16 protein-coding genes and 2 pseudogenes are annotated in these 15,879 nt (G+C 67.6%); 9 read left to right on the forward strand and 9 right to left on the reverse strand.

From position 1 onward, the window contains the following. Nucleotides 1–2 precede the first annotated feature (2 nt). The gene (locus tag JOF56_RS23910) at nucleotides 3–323 is read right to left on the reverse strand and encodes a type VII secretion target (RefSeq protein ID WP_307855230.1); all 321 of its coding nucleotides are present in this window, start codon (nucleotides 321–323) and stop codon (nucleotides 3–5) included. Nucleotides 324–742: 419 nt separating this feature from the next. Between JOF56_RS23910 and JOF56_RS23915 the strand changes: the two genes are divergently transcribed. The 9 genes and pseudogenes from JOF56_RS23915 (at nucleotide 743) to JOF56_RS23950 (ending at nucleotide 7,884) form a co-directional block, all read left to right on the forward strand. Further along, complete coding sequence (locus JOF56_RS23915) at nucleotides 743–2,080, forward strand: flavin-containing monooxygenase (RefSeq protein WP_307855231.1); 1,338 nt, start codon at nucleotides 743–745, stop codon at nucleotides 2,078–2,080. Continuing rightward, nucleotides 2,080–2,988: a metal-dependent hydrolase gene (locus JOF56_RS23920; RefSeq protein WP_209641774.1), complete on the forward strand. Its 909-nt coding sequence runs from the start codon at nucleotides 2,080–2,082 to the stop codon at nucleotides 2,986–2,988. Before JOF56_RS23915 ends, JOF56_RS23920 begins: the two co-directional genes overlap by 1 nt. Next, complete coding sequence (locus tag JOF56_RS23925; protein ID WP_245378369.1) at nucleotides 2,985–4,043, forward strand: PDR/VanB family oxidoreductase; 1,059 nt, start codon at nucleotides 2,985–2,987, stop codon at nucleotides 4,041–4,043. The genes JOF56_RS23920 and JOF56_RS23925 overlap by 4 nt, the downstream gene beginning before the upstream one ends. A 27-nt stretch (nucleotides 4,044–4,070) precedes the next feature. Beyond that, a complete protein-coding gene (locus JOF56_RS23930) occupies nucleotides 4,071–4,583 on the forward strand; it encodes an SRPBCC family protein (RefSeq protein ID WP_209641775.1) in 513 nt (170 codons plus the stop codon). Continuing rightward, entirely contained in the window at nucleotides 4,580–5,497 is a 918-nt protein-coding gene (locus JOF56_RS23935; protein WP_245378370.1) for a short-chain dehydrogenase/reductase, read from the forward strand. Before JOF56_RS23930 ends, JOF56_RS23935 begins: the two co-directional genes overlap by 4 nt. Beyond that, nucleotides 5,494–6,153, forward strand: a pseudogene (locus JOF56_RS58185) (AMP-binding protein); the annotation flags it as partial. The gene JOF56_RS23935 and the pseudogene JOF56_RS58185, both read left to right, overlap by 4 nt. Before the next feature lie 130 nt (nucleotides 6,154–6,283). After that, the gene (locus JOF56_RS58190; RefSeq protein WP_245381303.1) at nucleotides 6,284–6,742 is read left to right on the forward strand and encodes an acyl-CoA synthetase; all 459 of its coding nucleotides are present in this window, start codon (nucleotides 6,284–6,286) and stop codon (nucleotides 6,740–6,742) included. A gap of 2 nt (nucleotides 6,743–6,744) precedes the next feature. Then, entirely contained in the window at nucleotides 6,745–6,945 is a 201-nt protein-coding gene (locus tag JOF56_RS23945) for a hypothetical protein (protein WP_209641776.1), read from the forward strand. A 107-nt stretch (nucleotides 6,946–7,052) separates the two neighbouring features. Beyond that, nucleotides 7,053–7,884: pseudogene (locus JOF56_RS23950) on the forward strand (enoyl-CoA hydratase-related protein). 77 nt (nucleotides 7,885–7,961) lie between these two features. On the opposite strand, the gene JOF56_RS23955 reads toward JOF56_RS23950, so the two are convergent. From JOF56_RS23955 to JOF56_RS23990, 8 genes are all read right to left on the reverse strand, one after another. Further along, a complete protein-coding gene (locus tag JOF56_RS23955) occupies nucleotides 7,962–8,633 on the reverse strand; it encodes a DUF3159 domain-containing protein (RefSeq protein ID WP_209641777.1) in 672 nt (223 codons plus the stop codon). Between the two features lie 71 nt (nucleotides 8,634–8,704). Beyond that, the gene (locus JOF56_RS23960; protein WP_209641778.1) at nucleotides 8,705–9,910 is read right to left on the reverse strand and encodes a cytochrome P450; all 1,206 of its coding nucleotides are present in this window, start codon (nucleotides 9,908–9,910) and stop codon (nucleotides 8,705–8,707) included. Nucleotides 9,911–10,042: 132 nt separating this feature from the next. Beyond that, nucleotides 10,043–10,576 (reverse strand): MarR family winged helix-turn-helix transcriptional regulator, encoded by a 534-nt coding sequence (locus JOF56_RS23965; protein ID WP_209641779.1) that lies wholly within the window; start codon nucleotides 10,574–10,576, stop codon nucleotides 10,043–10,045. A 44-nt stretch (nucleotides 10,577–10,620) separates the two neighbouring features. Then, nucleotides 10,621–11,469 (reverse strand): class II fructose-bisphosphate aldolase, encoded by an 849-nt coding sequence (locus JOF56_RS23970; RefSeq protein WP_209641780.1) that lies wholly within the window; start codon nucleotides 11,467–11,469, stop codon nucleotides 10,621–10,623. A 10-nt stretch (nucleotides 11,470–11,479) separates the two neighbouring features. Beyond that, a complete protein-coding gene (locus JOF56_RS23975; RefSeq protein WP_209641781.1) occupies nucleotides 11,480–12,949 on the reverse strand; it encodes an FGGY-family carbohydrate kinase in 1,470 nt (489 codons plus the stop codon). Continuing rightward, nucleotides 12,946–14,004, reverse strand: coding sequence for an NAD(P)-dependent oxidoreductase (locus tag JOF56_RS23980; RefSeq protein WP_209641782.1), 1,059 nt, complete (start codon nucleotides 14,002–14,004; stop codon nucleotides 12,946–12,948). Before JOF56_RS23980 ends, JOF56_RS23975 begins: the two co-directional genes overlap by 4 nt. A 28-nt stretch (nucleotides 14,005–14,032) precedes the next feature. Further along, nucleotides 14,033–14,824, reverse strand: a complete 792-nt coding sequence (locus tag JOF56_RS23985) for a carbohydrate ABC transporter permease (RefSeq protein ID WP_245378371.1) — start codon at nucleotides 14,822–14,824, stop codon at nucleotides 14,033–14,035. Nucleotides 14,825–14,874: 50 nt separating this feature from the next. Continuing rightward, a complete protein-coding gene (locus JOF56_RS23990) occupies nucleotides 14,875–15,825 on the reverse strand; it encodes a carbohydrate ABC transporter permease (protein WP_209641784.1) in 951 nt (316 codons plus the stop codon). Nucleotides 15,826–15,879 lie beyond the last annotated feature (54 nt).

The raw sequence follows: 15,879 nt of genomic DNA on the forward strand, positions 1-15,879 counted from the left end.
TCTCACCCCTGGTCCGGCTTCGGTTCACCCACCGTGTGGCGTAGGCGGTCGAGCTCCGCCTTGGCGCCACGGTCTGTGGCCGCGTATTGCTCTACCGCTTGGTTCAGTGCCTCGGCCGTGTCGGTGAGGTTGGTATCGGTCTCAGCCAGAAATTCGGCCAGATCGCCGTGCAGCGCGACCCAAGCGCTGTGCACAGGCCCGAGGGCATCCCCGAACCGGTCGGGCCTGTGCATGACGCCGTCAAGGTTGGACAGCACCGCGTTCAGCTTGTTCGCAGCCTCGTGATATTCGGCTGCCACTGACGGCAGATTGTCCTTTGCCACTACCAGGAGCTTGTAAAGATCAGCTCCGAGATCCGCCCCGTGTACTCCCATCGTCCCCCCTGGTATTGCGTCATGTCGTGGGACATGTTCCCGGACAGCTCAGGTCACGGCATCGAACACTGCGGCAATTCACCGAAAAGCAGTATCCGCTGTCTTCGGGGCGTCAGCGTTGCTCCGAGGGTGTCTCGTCCCCATCCTGTTCGGGAGTGTCTCCGATCTCGGCTGCGAACTGACCCAGAACTCCGCAGACGTCACCTGGTTGTTGTGGCGGCGGATGGTGTTGTGGCAGGTCACGAGTTACTTGGCGGCATTGGATATGGAGATGCAGCTTCGTCGGGCGGTCGTGGCCATGCAGTTGCAGTACGGGCGTCGGTGGAGGAGTAAGGCGCCTGCGGATCTGGTTTGGATACTCCGGACAGGTGTTCTCACGCCGGTGCGACATTCCGTCCATTTTGTACTCGTTCTCGTTCGCGCCGAACCCGCGATGGAGCCGGCTCTACCCGTATCAGCCGGAGATCCGCGACTATCTGCGCCGGTGCGCGGAGGACTTCGGGATCGTGCCGCACCTGCGTCTACGCCATGAGGTGCTCGATGCGCGCTGGGACGACGCCACGGAGGTCTGGCGGATCCGCACCGACCGTGGCGACTGGACGGCCCAGGTGCTCGTCGGCGCCATCGGCCCGTTCAGCGAGCCCGCGACGCCCGACCTGTCGGGACTGTCGCGTTTCGACGGTGTCACGTTCCACTCCTCGGGGTGGAACCACGAGCACGACCTGGCCGGACGTCGGGTGGCGGTGATCGGAACGGGCGCCTCGGCGGTGCAGATCATTCCGCGGCTGCAGCCGATGGTGGAGCGGCTCACTGTCTTTCAGCGCACGCCGACCTGGATCATGCCGCACCTCGACCGGCCGGTGAACGGCTGGCCGCGCCGGGTCCTCGACCGGGTCCCCGGCGCGCTGCGGGCCGCTCGTACTGGGCTGGACTTGGTGCAAGAAGCGCTGGTACCGGGCCTGGTGTACCGGCCGTGGCTACTCAGAGGGGTGACCGCTGTCGCTCGGGCGCATCTGCGCCGTCAGGTGCGGGACTCGCAGTTGCGGGCCAAGCTCACGCCGACCTACGCCTTCGGGTGCAAGCGGCCCACCTTCTCCAACGCCTACTACCCGGCACTGTCCCAGCGGAACGTCGACGTGGTGACCGAGCCGATCAGCGAGGTCAGGCCTGCCGGCATCGTGACCGGCGACGGTGCCGAGCATCAGGTCGACACCATCGTGTTCGGCACGGGGTTCCGGACGACCGACCACCCCGGCTTCGCACGCCTGCACGGCCGGGACGGCCGCAGCCTCGCCGAGGTGTGGGACGGCGGCCCGCGTGCCCATCTCGGCACCACCGTTGCCGGGTTCCCCAACTTCTTCCTTTTGCTGGGACCGAACTCGGTGGTCTACACCTCGCAGGTCGTGACCATCGAGGCGCAGGTCGCCTACATCCTCAGCTGCCTGAACGGGATGGAGCGAGCCGGACTGTCCACAATAGAGGTTCTGGAGGAGGTGCAGCGGGAGTTCGTGCGGCAGGTCGACCATGGGTTGCGCCGCTCGGTCTGGAACACCGGTGGCTGCCGTAGCTACTACTTGGACTCCTCCGGGCGCAACTTCGTGTTCTACCCCGGCTTCAACCGCCGCTTCCGCGCCAGGACCCGGCAGGTCGACCTGACCGACTACCGCGTGAGCCGGGTGCACGACGAGAAGGTGAGGACCGCCTGATGTTCCGGATCGGCAGGAAACCCGTCGTCGACCCACGCGGTGCGCGGCGGTACACCGAGCAGGCGCACGCGATCGCCGCGCGGGACGTGCACTTCTCGTGGGACGGGGTGCCGCTGCACTACATCCCCGGCGAACCGATGGCCACGCACATCATCAATGTGATGCACCTGGTGCTCCCGGAGGGCGAGCGTGCCATGTCCACGGCGCTCGGCGAGGCTCTGCCGTTGATCAGCGATCCCAGGTTGCGGGAAGAGGTCATCGGCTTCGTCGGGCAGGAGGCTGTCCACGCGTCGTCGCACAAGGGTGCCCGCGAGCATCTGGCCGCGCTTGGACTGCCGGTCGAGCCGGTGGCACGCAAGATGGACTGGCTGGTGGACAAGGTGCTCGGCGACCACGGCCTGACCGGGAAGGCGCGGCATGCGTGGCTGTGCGAACGTCTTGGCCTGTTCGCGGCGATGGAGCACTACACCGCAGTCGTCGGGGAGTGGCTACTCGGCGCCGACCACTTGGAGCGCGGCGGGATGCACCCGGTGATGCTGGATCTCGTCCGGTGGCACGGCGCGGAGGAGGTCGAGCACCGCAACGTCGCCTTCGACGCCTTCATGCACGTCGACGGTAGCTACTTCCGTCGGGTGCGCACGGCGCTCGTCGCCAGCTTCACGCTCGCAGTGCTGTTCGTGAGCACGGCCCGGTACCTGTACCGGGCGGATCCCACACCGGGCAAGGGTGGGCACTGGCTACGGGAGTTGGTCGGTGCGACGCGGCGCGGGGTGATTCCGAAGGCCACGATCTTCCTCACCGAGATCCCGAAGTACCTGCGGCCGAGCTTCCACCCGTCACAGCTGGGCAGCATGGACAGGGCTGTGCGGTACCTGGCCCGGTCGCCGGCCGCGAACGGGGCAGCATGAGGACCGCCACACCGAGCCGTGCCATGCGGCTGGCTGCCGTCGCCAGTCAGGCGTACCGGCGGGTGTTCGCCGCGAGCCGCCTCGCCCCGCTACTGTCCCGCCCGAACCCAGTGCACCGCACGGGGTATGACCTCGACGTGGTGGTCCGGCGGATCGCCCACGAAGCCGAGGACGTCGTCAGCCTCACGCTCGCGCCGACAGACGGTTACCCGCTGCCGGCATGGCTGCCCGGTGCACACCTCGACGTGTTCCTGCCATCCGGCCGGCAGCGCCAGTACTCGTTGTGCGGCAACCCCAACGACCGGTCGGTCTACCGGATCGCCGTGCGGCGGATGGCCGACGGCGATGGAGGCTCGCGCGAGATCCACGATGGACTGTCCGAAGGGGACTTACTGCGGGTGCGTGGTCCGCGTAACGCCTTCTCTCTCGTGGGCACCGCCGACGCGTACCTGTTTGTCGCGGGCGGCATCGGCATTACGCCGATCCTGCCGATGGTGCGCGCGTGCCACGAACGGGGCGCGCCGTGGCGGCTGGTCTACTTGGGACGGTCCAGGACAAGCATGCCGTTCCTGGCCGAACTCGAGCGCCACGACGGTGCCGTCGACATCCGTCCTGACGACGAGTACGGGCCGCCCGACCTCGCCGCGATCCTCTCGCACGCCCCACGGGGAGCGGCGGTCTGCCTGTGCGGTCCGCCGCCGTTGATGGCGCCGGCACAGCGGATCATGCGCTCGGTCAACCCATCCGGATCACTGCACGCGGAACGGTTCAGCCCGCCAACTGTGGCAGGAGGGCAGCCGTTCGCGATCCACCTGCGACGCAGCGACATCACCGTCGAGGTGGGCGCCGCCGAGAGCGCACTCGCCGCGATCCGTCGCGCGCTGCCCGACGTGACCTACTCGTGCCGGCAGGGGTTCTGCGGCACCTGCCGGGTCCGTGTCCTCGATGGGGAGGTCGAGCACCGCGACCGCCTGCTCACCGATACGCAGCGCCGCGACTCGATGCTCGTGTGCGTTTCCCGCGCGGCCGCCGGTCCGTTGGTCCTGGACCTCTAGCAACAGCAACGAAAGGGACGCCGCCCGATGACGCGCTGGTATCCGCTCACGAGGAGCGACGACGAGTTCTTCCGCACCGCGAGGTTCCGGTTCGACCACGAGGTCGTGATCCCCGCGCCCGCCGAACGTGTGTGGCAGGTACTGACCGCTGACGACGCGCTCGTGTCGTGGGCACGAGGGATCACCGGTGCACAGTGGACGTCACCGAGACCGTTCGGTGCCGGCACCACGCGGACCGTGACGGTCGGCCACGGCGCCGCGGCACTGCGGGAGTACTTCTATCGCTGGGAACCCAGCCACCGGATGACGTTCACGGCCACCGCGGCCAGCCGCCCCGGGTTCCACCGCTTCGCCGAGGACCTCGTCCTGACTCGCGAGCCGCCCGGGACCCGGTTGTACTGGATCTTCGCGTTCGACGCGCGGCCCTGGCTCGTGCCGCTGCTCGAACTGGCGCGCCCCGTATTGCGTCGCGTCACCGCGGCTTGGACGGCCGGTGTGGCGGACCGCGTAGCCCGGACCGACGAAGGAGCGCACGCATGACTGGCATGGCAACCAGGATCACCTCGACGCTGCGTGACCTCGGGCTCCCACTGCCCGGCGGCCAGACCTACCGCGTGGCTGGCAGGACAGTACTGATCACCGGCGGTGGCGCCGGGATCGGTCGCGCGCTCGCGCATGCCCTCCACCAGCGCGGGGCGATCGTCGCGCTCGTCGACCGCGACGAGGCCGCGCTCGCGGAGACTGCGAAGGAACTGGGTGACGAGCGGGTGTTCACCGTGGTCGCCGATGTACGTGACCGAACCGGTATCGCCGACGCGGTGGGGGAGTCGGCCGAGCGCGCGGGCGGGCTGGACGTCGTCGTTGCCAACGCGGGGGTGACCCCGTCACCCGCGACGCTGCGGCAGGTCGACCCGGCCGAGTTCGACCGGGTGATGGCGATCAACCTCACGGGCGCGTTCAACACCGTTCGCCCCGCCGTGGACGCCCTGGTCACCCGACGCGGGCACGTCGTCGTGGTCTCCTCGGTCGCGGCGTTCGTGCCAGGACCGGGTGGCGCCGCCTACATGATCAGCAAGGCAGCCGTCGAGCAGCTGGGCCGGGCGCTGCGCCTTGAGCTCGCTGCGCACGGCGTCTCCGTCGGGGTCGCCTACTTCGGCGTCGTCGACACCCAGCTGGCCAGGACAACGCTGGACGACGATCTCCTCGGTCGCGAGCTGGAGCGCCGTCTCCCACCGCCCCTGCGCCGCCGCATCACCGCCAACCAGGCAGCCACCGTGCTCGCCGACGCCATCGCCCGCCGCGCCGGGCGCACCCTCGCCCCGGCCGTGTGGCAACCGTGGGCGCTGCTGCGCGGGCTGGTCAACGTGGCCGCGGATGCTTACCTCGCCGACGACCGCAACCTCCACCGCCTCATCCACGACCTCGAGACCCGGTACACAGGAGGCTCCAGATGACCACCACCCTCTGTGCCGCGTTCCAGGCGACCGCCGCGATCGACCCGGACGCGGTCGCGATCCGAACCCCCGGCGACACACAGACCCTCACCTGGCAGGAGTACGCGGCCCAGGTGCGTGCTGTTGCCACCGGACTCGCCGCGCTCGGCGTCCGCGGGGGCGACACGGTCGCGCTGATGATGGGCAACCGCGTCGAGTTCTACCCCGTCGACGTCGGCGCCCTGCACCTCGGCGCGACCTCGTTCTCGATCTACAACACGCTGTCCCCAGACGGGATCCGGTTCGTCCTCGGCAACGCCCGCGCGAAGGTGGTGGTCTGCGAGGCCCAGTACGTCGAGCGCGTCCGTTCCTCCGGCGCGCCGCTCGAGCACATTGTCGTCATCGACTCCCCGGCACCAGCGGGCACCGTGCCGCTGGCCGAGCTGACCTCGCTGGCCACACCGGGTTTCGATTTCGACGCGGCCTGGCAGGCAGTGGCGCCCGACGACGTCGCCACCCTCATCTACACCTCCGGCACCACGGGAGACCCGAAAGGTGTCGAATCCACCCACGCCGCTCTGCTGGCCGAGGCGCGTGCGGTCAACAGTGTGCTGCCTATCGAGTTCGGCGACCGGATCACCTCGTTCCTGCCGTCGGCACACATCGCCGACCGCATGACAGCCCTGTACTTCCAGCTGGTGTTCGGCACCCAGATCACCGTCGTCGCCTCGCCCGCGGAGATCGCGGCGGCGCTGCCCGACTGCCGGCCCAATCGTCACCGTCGACGCCGACGGCTATCTGTCTATTGTGGACCGCAAGAAAGAGTTGATCATCAACTCGTCAGGGAAGAACATGTCCCCGGCCAACATCGAGAACGCCGTCAAGGCCGCGTCCTCACTCGTCGCGAGCGCCGTCACCATCGGCGATGCCCGGCCCTACAACACCGCGCTGGTCGTGCTCGACCCAGAAGCCCTGCTGGCAGAAGGGTTCACCGGCCCGGCCACCGACCTGCCCCACAACGAGGCCGTCGTGTTTCGCGTCGCCGCCGCGATCGACACCGCCAACGCAGGGCTGTCCCGCGTGGAGCAGATCAAACGGTTCCGGATTCTGCCGGTCTTCTGGGAACCCGGCTCCGACGAGCTGACGCTGACCATGAAACTGCGCCGCAAACCCGTCAACACCAAGTACGCCCAGGAAATCGACGAACTCTACGCCGAGCCGCCCGCCGAACACGTGCACGAGTCGGCCGCCCCTGCCCGGGTATGACCATGACCTCATGGCAGTCACGCCTGCTCGCCAACGTCTTTGCCACAACGGTGCGGCCACTGGCAGCCCACGCTCCGCTCACCCCTCGGACACTGCGCTGGGCACGACGCGTGATCGACCGCACGGTCGCAGGCACCGGACGCCTGCAAGCTCGAACCATGGCACGTCGGCTGCGCGGCGCCGACGTGCCGTGCGAGTTGTAGGTGTGGCCAGGACAGGTACACGCCTTCCCCCTGCTCCGCATGCTGCCCGAATCCCACGCCGCACTCATGGAAATAGCCCGTTTCATCACGACACCAGGCAGGTCGCAGTGCAGTACCGGATCACCTACACGATCCACGACGCGGTCGCGTCCGTGACGCTCAACCGCCCCGACGCCCGCAACGGCTACACCATCACGATGGCCAACGAACTCGCCGCAGCGTTCACCGCCGCGGACGCCGACGACTCTGTCCGTGTCGTGGTGCTGGCCGCAGCAGGCAACGACTTCTGCGTAGGCGCCGACCTGTCAGACGGAGGCTTCGAACGCCGCGACGGAGACAACACCCCCGACGAATCGTTCGTGGAGCCAGCCAGCCAGCCGATGCTCGATGCGGATCTTCGCGATGAACAAACCCGTCATCGCCACGATCCACGGCGCCGCGGTCGGTGCGGGCGCGACCATCGTGCTGCCCGCCGACTACCGCCTCGCCGCCGACGACGCACGGTTCGGATTCGTCTTCACCCGACGGGGAATCGTCCCGGAAGGCGCGTCGACCTGGTTCCTGCCCCGGCTGGTGGGCATGGCCACCGCACTCGACTGGATGATCAGCGGACGCGTGTTCGGTGCCCAAGAAGCGCTCGCCGCGGGACTGGTGTCCGAGACACACCCACGCGAACGTCTCCTCGAACGGGCACACGAACTCGCCCGACAACTCGCCACCACCGTCGCCCCGGTGTCAGTCGCGATCACCAGACAGATGCTTTACCGCATGAGCGCACACGAATCCCCGGTGCCCACCGAACGCCTCCAGTCGAAGCTCATCGCCGACATCCTCACCACGCCCGACGCCATCGAAGGCGTGACGTCGTTCCTCCAACGACGAAACCCCAGCTTTCCCGGCCGGATCAGCACCGACCTACCACCCCACCTTCCGTGGTAAACCGACCACCGTCTGCCTCTCTGGTGGGAATACGGTTGCCGAAGATGGTCGGCGAATCTGTGGTGGCGTGCTCGTCCTCACTGATGAGACGTGACGGTACAGGGGTCGCCTTGGCAGCGATGCGTGGCCGCGGCACTGCGGTAGATTCGCCAGCCCAGCATCACGGCGAGCACGAACACGAGCGGCCCGAAGGTGTCTACCACGCCGAGCGCGATCGCTTGATCGGCCAGGTACAAGGGAATTTCTACTGAGGACATCAGCACTGGCGAGGCGAGCAGGGCCAGGCTGGCTTTGCTGAAGGCGCGGCGGCGGACCGGACAGCGTCGCCAATTGGTGCCGTCGCCGGTGACCAGACCCATGAGCAGACCCATCGGTGGCCAGCCGGCGATCAGCAGTACCAGGCTCACCACGGCGACAACGCCGTGTGTGATCAGGTTCGGCACGAAGAACTCCGTGGCTTCCCCGCTGCTCAGCGCAAGAAGGCTGCCGATGCCGACCACACCGAGCGCGGCCAGCGCACGCCACACGGGTTCCCGCCGAACCAGGCGGTAAACGGACACGGCGATGCCGGCCGTGAGGGCGAGCGGCAAGGCCACCGCGATCTCGTGCGTGATCGCGAAACTGGCGGTGAAGCAGAAGATCGGCGCGATTTCGAGCATCGCGCCGCGGACCCTCTCCCGCATGTCCGGACCGGTGATCTCAGCGGTTTCGCCCTCCTGGTCGGTGTCCTGGCGCGGTGCAGGTTGCACGGTTGCTCCTGTTCTCGGCGCGGCGTTTTCCGTAACCATCCATGATGGACTGTTTGTGGCGGCGGTGAGGGTTACCAGGCGATCGTGAGTTCGTGGACGCCGTAGGCGGACATGTCGTGGCGGAACTTCACTTCCTCGAAAGGGATCGCCAGACGCAGCTCTGGCAGCCGCCGGAACAGCGCGGGCAGGGCGATCTGGAGTTCCGCCCTGGCCAGGTTCTGGCCGAGACATTGGTGGACGCCGTGGCCGAAGGCCAGGTGTCCCAGGGTTTTGCGGTCGAAGTCGAGGGTGTCGGGGTCGTCGAACAACGCGGTGTCCCGGTTGGCGGCGGGCAGACTGACCGTCAGTGCGTCTCCGGCGCGGACGAGCTGGCCGCCGATGACAATGTCCTCTGTGGCCACCCGGAAGATCATGTCCTGGGCGATCGAGAGGTAGCGCAGCAGTTCCTCGACGGCGTTGGCGACCACGGTGGGATCGTCGGTGTCCCGGATGCGGGCGGCCTGCTCGGGATTGCGCAGCAAGGTCACCGTGCTCAGGCCGATCATGTTGGCTGTGGTCTCATGCCCGGCGAACAGCAGGATCAGGCCGTTCATCGCGGCGCCGGCGCGGTCGAGTTCACCAGTGGCGACCCGTTCGGCCAGCAGGCGGCTGAGCAGATCCTCGCCGGGCTCCCGCTCTTTCTGTTCGACCAGGCCCATGAGGTAGCCGAACAGTTCCTTGTTCGCCGTCGCTTTCTCTTGGGGCGTCGCGTGCGCGTAGTTCATGACCGCGCTGCGTTGCTGGAAGAATTCATGGTCGGCGTAGGGCACGCCGAGCAGCAGGGAGATCACCAGGGATGGGACGGGCAGGGCGTATTCCTGGACGAGATCCGCCGGCTGGCCCTTCGCGATCATGGCGTCGAGGCAGTCGTTGACCACGTTCTCGATCTGCGGGCGCAGTGCCTGCATCCGTTTGACCGTGAAGTCTCCGGTGAGCATGCGACGCAGCCGGGCGTGCTCGGGATCGTCCATCCGCGGGAACGTCGGAGGCTGGTTCTGCATCTGTGGCGCCAGGTGTTCGTCGCGGCGAATGTCCGCGCTGATCCGCGGATCGGTCAGAACCTGTTTGACGTCTTCGGAGCGGCTCACCGCCCATGCGGTGTGGCCGTTCCACAACCGGACTCGCTGCAGACCTCCTGCCTCACGCCATTGCGTGTACTGGGTGGGTGGGTCGAAAGGACAGCGCTGGGAACGCGTTCCGGGAAAGGCCGGCAAACCGGCCGTGTCAGTGACAGTCATGTGCTTCTCCTCGGCGTGGGCAGGCGTTGGCACGCCGCGCACAAGCGCAGCGTCCAGCCTGGGTGGTGGTGGCCACTTCAGCGACGCCGGTGTCGACGAAGGGTCGTTGAGGACCCGGCCGCGCTCGAGGTTTCACTCCTCGTCGAGGGGAAAACCTCCGAGCGGGGTAGGGGTGGGAATGGCGTCCTGCAGGTGCGGGACGTCCGGGTCGATGGCGCTCAGGATGCGCTGCGCGATCTGGCCCAGCTGCCGTTGCTGCGCCTTGGTGAGCGGGTCGAACACGAGACGGCGAAGTTCGGCGACGTGCGCGGGTGTGCTGGCCATGACTTTGGCCCTGCCGTCGTCAGTCAGGGTGGCGAGGGTGTAACGGCCGTCGGCGGGGTCCGGTGTCCGGCGGACCCAGCCACGGTTCTCCAGTCTGATGATGACGTTGGACAGCCGCGATATCGTGCTGGCGCTGTGCCGGGCCAGATCGCTCATCCGCTGGGTGCGGCCGGGCATCATGGACAGTCCGGACAGCACGAGAAACTCGAAGTGACTCATGCCCGCGTCACGCTGCGTCTGCGCGTCCAGCGTGCCCGGCAGGCGGATCAGCGCATAGGCGAACGCGTACCAGTTCTGCTGTTCCTCGGCGTCGAGCCAGCGCGTCTCCCTACTGTCCTCCATGAAGCCAACATATCTCCAAGCTTGGAGAGATTCAAGGCGATCGATCACTCGTGGTGTGAAGTGATGTGCAACCGGCGTAGCACCAGTGTTGCTTCGTCGGTCATGGCTGTGCGTGCGGCGGACAGGTATCTGCGTGGGTCGACCACAGCGTGGTCTGTGTCCAGGACGCGGCGCACGGCGTGCGTCATGGCGACATTGAGGCGTGTGCCGACGTTGATTTTCGTCATTCCTGCGCGAACCGCCGCGGTGAGCCCTGCGTCGTCCAGTCCGGAAGAGCCGTGCAGCACAAGCGGTACGGGCACTGCCGCGCGTAACGCCGCGACCAGGTCCAGGTCGACGACGGCGTCGTGGGACGTCATGGCATGGGAGGTGCCGACCGCGACGGCGAGGCTGTCCACGCCGGTTTCCTTGACGAACGCGGCCGCTTGCCGGGGATCGGTACGGGCACCTGGGGCGTGGGCGCCGTCTTTGCCTCCCACTTCACCGAGTTCCGCCTCGACGGCTACACCGGCAGCGTGGCAGTGGGCCACGATGTCCGCGGTGGCAGCGACGTTGTCCTCATAGGACAGTTTGGAGGCGTCGAACATGACGGAGCCGATGCCCAGGGCGACTGCTTCCCTGACCAGTTCCGGACGTTCGGCGTGGTCGAGGTGGACCACGGTGAGTACCGACGCGGCACTGGCCATGGCGAGCGCCGCGCTCGCGAGTGGACGCAGAGCGCCGTGGTAGGTGACGGCGTTCTGGCTGATCTGCAGTATCACCGGCACGCCGAGCGACTCCGCGGCCGCGATGCAGGACTCGGCATGCTCGAGTTGGATCACGTTGAAGGCCCCGATGCCACGTCGTGCGTCGGCGGCTTCGGTCAGCAGTGTCACGGGGTCGGCCAGACTCATGTGTCCCCCTTCAGATGTCGATGTCGGCGAGCGCGTCGATGGCGCGGCGGTAGCGCGCGTATCCGGTGTCGAGCCGCGCGGCCTGGTCCGGGTCAGGGGAGTGGCTGCGAAGGACGCGCACGCAGGTGGCAACCGCCTCGTCGAGATCGTGGTACACACCGGCGCCGACGCCAGCGAGCATGGCTGCGCCGCGAGCTCCCGCTTCGGCCGCGTCGGTGACCTCGATGGTCGTAGCGAGGGCGTCGGCGAGCATCTGAGTCCAGGCGGCGCTGCGGGCACCGCCGCCACACAGGCGGGCAGGGCGGGCGCGGACGTCGAAGCTGTCGGCAAGCGCATCGACGTGCCAGCGGTGGTTGAAGACCACGCCTTCGAGGACTCCGCGTAGCAGGTCACCGCGGGTGTGCCAGCCACGCAATCCGACGAACGCACCGCCGATGTCGACCCCATATGGTGCGCCGTAAAGGAATGGCAGGTAGACAGGACTCTGCCGGGCGGCGGCGGCTTCGGCGATCGCCGTGTCGTGGGCAGGGATACCGTCCGGGGACCACGGCCCGCAGAGACGCAGTACCCATTCCAGGTTGGACGCGCTGCTCGGTGAGGTGGACATGTGCAGCCATTGGCCGGGGCGCAGGAACGTGCGTGCCTGCCAGCGTGGGTCGGTGACCGGTGTGTCGGCGACGATTTGGTTGATGCTGAAGGTGCCCATGATCATGCTGAGGGCGCCTACGCCGCTGGCGCCGATGCCGAGTGCGGCGGCATCGACGTCGTGCGCTCCGGCGACGACTGGTGTGCCGGCGGTGAGCCCGGTTTGCTCGGCTGCGGCGTTCGTGATCGTGCCGGCCTGTGCGGCGCTGGGGGCGATAGTCGGCAGTAGACCGTCTAAATCGGATAGTCCGAACGTCGCCAATGCGTCCTTCGACCAGGTTTGGGTGTGTACGTCGGTGCAGAATGAGCTCGCGTCGGTGGGGTCCGTCGCGACTTCGCCCGTGAGCTGCAGTCGTATCCAGTCCTTACAGGACAGTATCCATCGGGTATGCTTCAGCGTCTGGGGTTCGTGGTCGCGTAGCCAGGCCAGGATGGATGCCGGGTTGTAGGGAGACTGTGCCTGGCCGGTCAGGTGCAGTGCAGTGTCGGAGCGTCGATAGGTCTCGGCGTAGGCGTGCGCTCGCGAGTCGGTAGCGAGGATCGCGGGGCGTACCGGCCGTAGGTCGGCGTCGACGAGGTACAGACCGTCGCTGTGTGCGCAGATGCCGACCCCGCGCACCGCGGTGGAGGCGACGCCCGCGTCGGCCAGGCATCGGCGGATGGCCGACGCGGTCTGTGTCCAGACTTCGTCCATGTCGCGCTCCTGCCAGCGCGGCGCGGGCGACGTCGTGCGAGTCTCGGCGGACGCGACCGATATCTCGTGCCCGTGTACGTCGAAGAGAGCGGCCTTGGTGACTGTGAGGCCCGCGTCGATCCCAAGTAGATACTCAGTCATGACGTCCAGCCGAGTTCGGCGGCGTTGACCGCGTGGGCCACTTTGCCGGTACGGGTCAGTTCCAGCACGGCCTGCGCCACCAGAGTGGCGGACGTGCGGTTGGTGTCTTCGGTGTCGCCGCCGAAGTGGGTGGTGAGTGTGGTGTTGTCGAGCGTGCGCCACGGGCTGTCGGCCGGGAGGGGTTCGGCGTCGTAGACGTCGAGGCCGGCGCCTGCGATCGCGCCTTCGCGCAGGACATCCAGCAACGCCGCTTCGTCAACGAGACGGCTGCGGGAGACATTGATGAAGTACGCGGTCGGGCGCATCAGCCGCAACTGCCTGGCACCGATCATCCGTTCGGTTTCTGTGCTGTGCCGGGCCTGGACGAGCACGAAGTCTCCCTCGGCGAGGACCTGGTCCACTGTGTCAGCCCGCTCGACGCCGTGCTCGGCCAGTACTTCATCGGCCACATAGGGATCGTAGGCGACCATCCGGCATCCGAAGCCGGAAAGCCGCCGGGTGAACACCCGGCCGACATGACCGAAACCGACCATCCCGACAGTGCGGCCCGCGACCTCGATGCGGGCGCCGGGAAACTCCTTGCGCCAGCCGCCGGACTTGACGCTCGCGTCAGCTCGGGCGACGTTGCGTGCCTCGGCGAGCATCAGTGCGAGCTGCAGTTCGGCGACCGCTCCGGCGTTGCGGCCGTACGCCGGCACGACACCGATTCCACGTCTGGTGGCGGCAGCGACATCGATGTTCTCCAGGCCCGCACGCGCCACCGCGACGAGTTTCAGATCGGTCGCCGCTGCCAGCAGTTGCTCTCCGACGGGTGCGAAGTGGAGGCACAGTGCCTGGGCGCCCGGTACGGCGTCGAGCAGTTCTGTCGGCGCCGGGATCGCGTTGGCGCCGGAGTGCTCCATCGTCTGCTGTTGCTCGTGTTGGCGCGCTTTGGTGCCGCCCCATCGCACGGTGCGGACGCGTACCAGGTTGGTGGCGTCGGAGAACGCGTCGACGTAGCTGTCCGCGGGGATGAACTCGTCGCCTACGACGAGTGTGTCTATCGGTGTGTGCACGTCGACGAACCTCACAGGAGAATGGCTTTCATTTGACGGCTCCTAGCGACAGACCGCGCACGAGCTTGTCCTGCGCGGCGAAACCGGCGATGAGCACGGGCAGGGACACCACCGTCGCGGCCGCGCAGAGCTTGCCGAGGAACAGGCCTTCACTGGTGATGAAGCCGACGAGGAAGACCGGGGCAGTGCCCGCGCGCACGGCGGTGAGGTTGACCGCGAACAGGAACTCGTTCCAGCTGAAGATGACGCAGATCAGGCTGGTGGCGGCGATCCCGGGCATGATGACGGGGGCGATGACCTTGCGGATGGTCAGCAGCAGTCCGGCGCCGTCGACCTGGGCGGCTTCGAGGATCTCGCGGGGGACCTCGGCGAGGAACGAACGCATCATCCACACCGCCAGCGGCAGGTTCATCGCCGTGTAGAGCACGACGAGCGTCCAGACGTTGTCGAGCATGCCGCCCTGCTTGACGATCAGGTAGATCGGCAGCAGGGCGGCGATCGCGGGCAGGAACTTGGTGGAGAGGAAGAAGAACAGGACGTTGGTCCACTTTTCCACCGGCTTGATCGCCAGCGCATACGCCGCCGGCAGCGCGAGGGCCAGCACGAGTGCGGTGGAGAAGATGCTCGCCGTCGCCGAGTTGATCAGGTACGGCGCGATGCCCCGATCGAACAGTTCGCCGTAGTTCATTGTGGTCAGTGGTGCGAACGGCGACGGTGGATTGGTGGCGGCGTCGGCTTCGCGGTGGAACGAGGTCAGCACCATCCAGCCGACCGGGGCGAAGAACAGCAGCGTCAGGCTCCACGCGACGAACGTCCACATCGGACCTCCGCGCTGTCCAAGAGTGGTGTCATGGCGTCTGGTTTTCGCGGTCATCGGTGCACCTCCGCGCGGAACAGCGACGACATGACACGCAGCGCGAACGTGGCCACGATCATGGTGCCGGCCACGACGACGACGCCTGCGGCTGCGGCTTGGCCGTACTCGTACTTGCGGAACATGGTCAGGTAGATCTCGTACGGCAGGTTCGTGGTCGCCGTTCCCGGACCGCCCTGGGTGATCGTGAACACCGCGTCGAAGGTCTGCAGCACGTAGATGGAGCCCAGCAGCACCGACAGCTCCAGGTAGCGGCGCAGGTGTGGCAGCGTGACGTAGCGGAAGGTCTGCAAGCCGCCGGCGCCGTCGATTCTCGCCGCTTCCAGCACGTCGGCCGGCTGGGCCGACAGCCCGGCGAGCAGGATCAGCATCATGAACGGGGTCCACTGCCAGACCAGGGATGCGACGACCGAAACCATCGGGCTGGCCGAGATCCAGTCGATGGTTGGGCCGTGTGACGCGCCAAAGGCCTGCCACAGGGCGTTCAGCACGCCGTCGAGCAGCCCGTAGGCGGGGTTGTAGAGGGCGTGCTTCCACAGCAGCGCCGACGCGACCGGCATGATCAGGAACGGCGCGATCAGCAACGTCCGGGCAACGCCCCGGCCGGGAAACCGGCGGTCCAGCAGCACGGCGAGCCCGAGTCCCAGCAACATGCTGACCAGCACCACGGATGCGGTGAGCACGACCGTGTTGATCACCGCGGCGCGCAGCCGGTCGTCGGTGAACACGAACTGGTAGTTGGACAACCAGGCGAAGCTGCGGTCGCCCGGGGTCAGGATGTTCCAGTTCAACGAGGAGATGACAAGCGTCGCGAGGAACGGAATCTGGGTGACGACGACGGTGAAGGCGAGCGCGGGCAGCAGCGGCGCACGGCGCAGCCACCGCGCGCGGGTGTCCAAGGACCGCACAGGCGGGGCGGGCCGCTCCGTGGTGACAGTAGTAGTCATCGGTACTCCCTGAGGTGGTCCGCCGGGCGAGCGCCCGGCGGACCGTGGTCGCCG

It is taken from the genome of Kibdelosporangium banguiense (genome assembly GCF_017876405.1).
GTDB lineage: Bacteria > Actinomycetota > Actinomycetes > Mycobacteriales > Pseudonocardiaceae > Kibdelosporangium > Kibdelosporangium banguiense.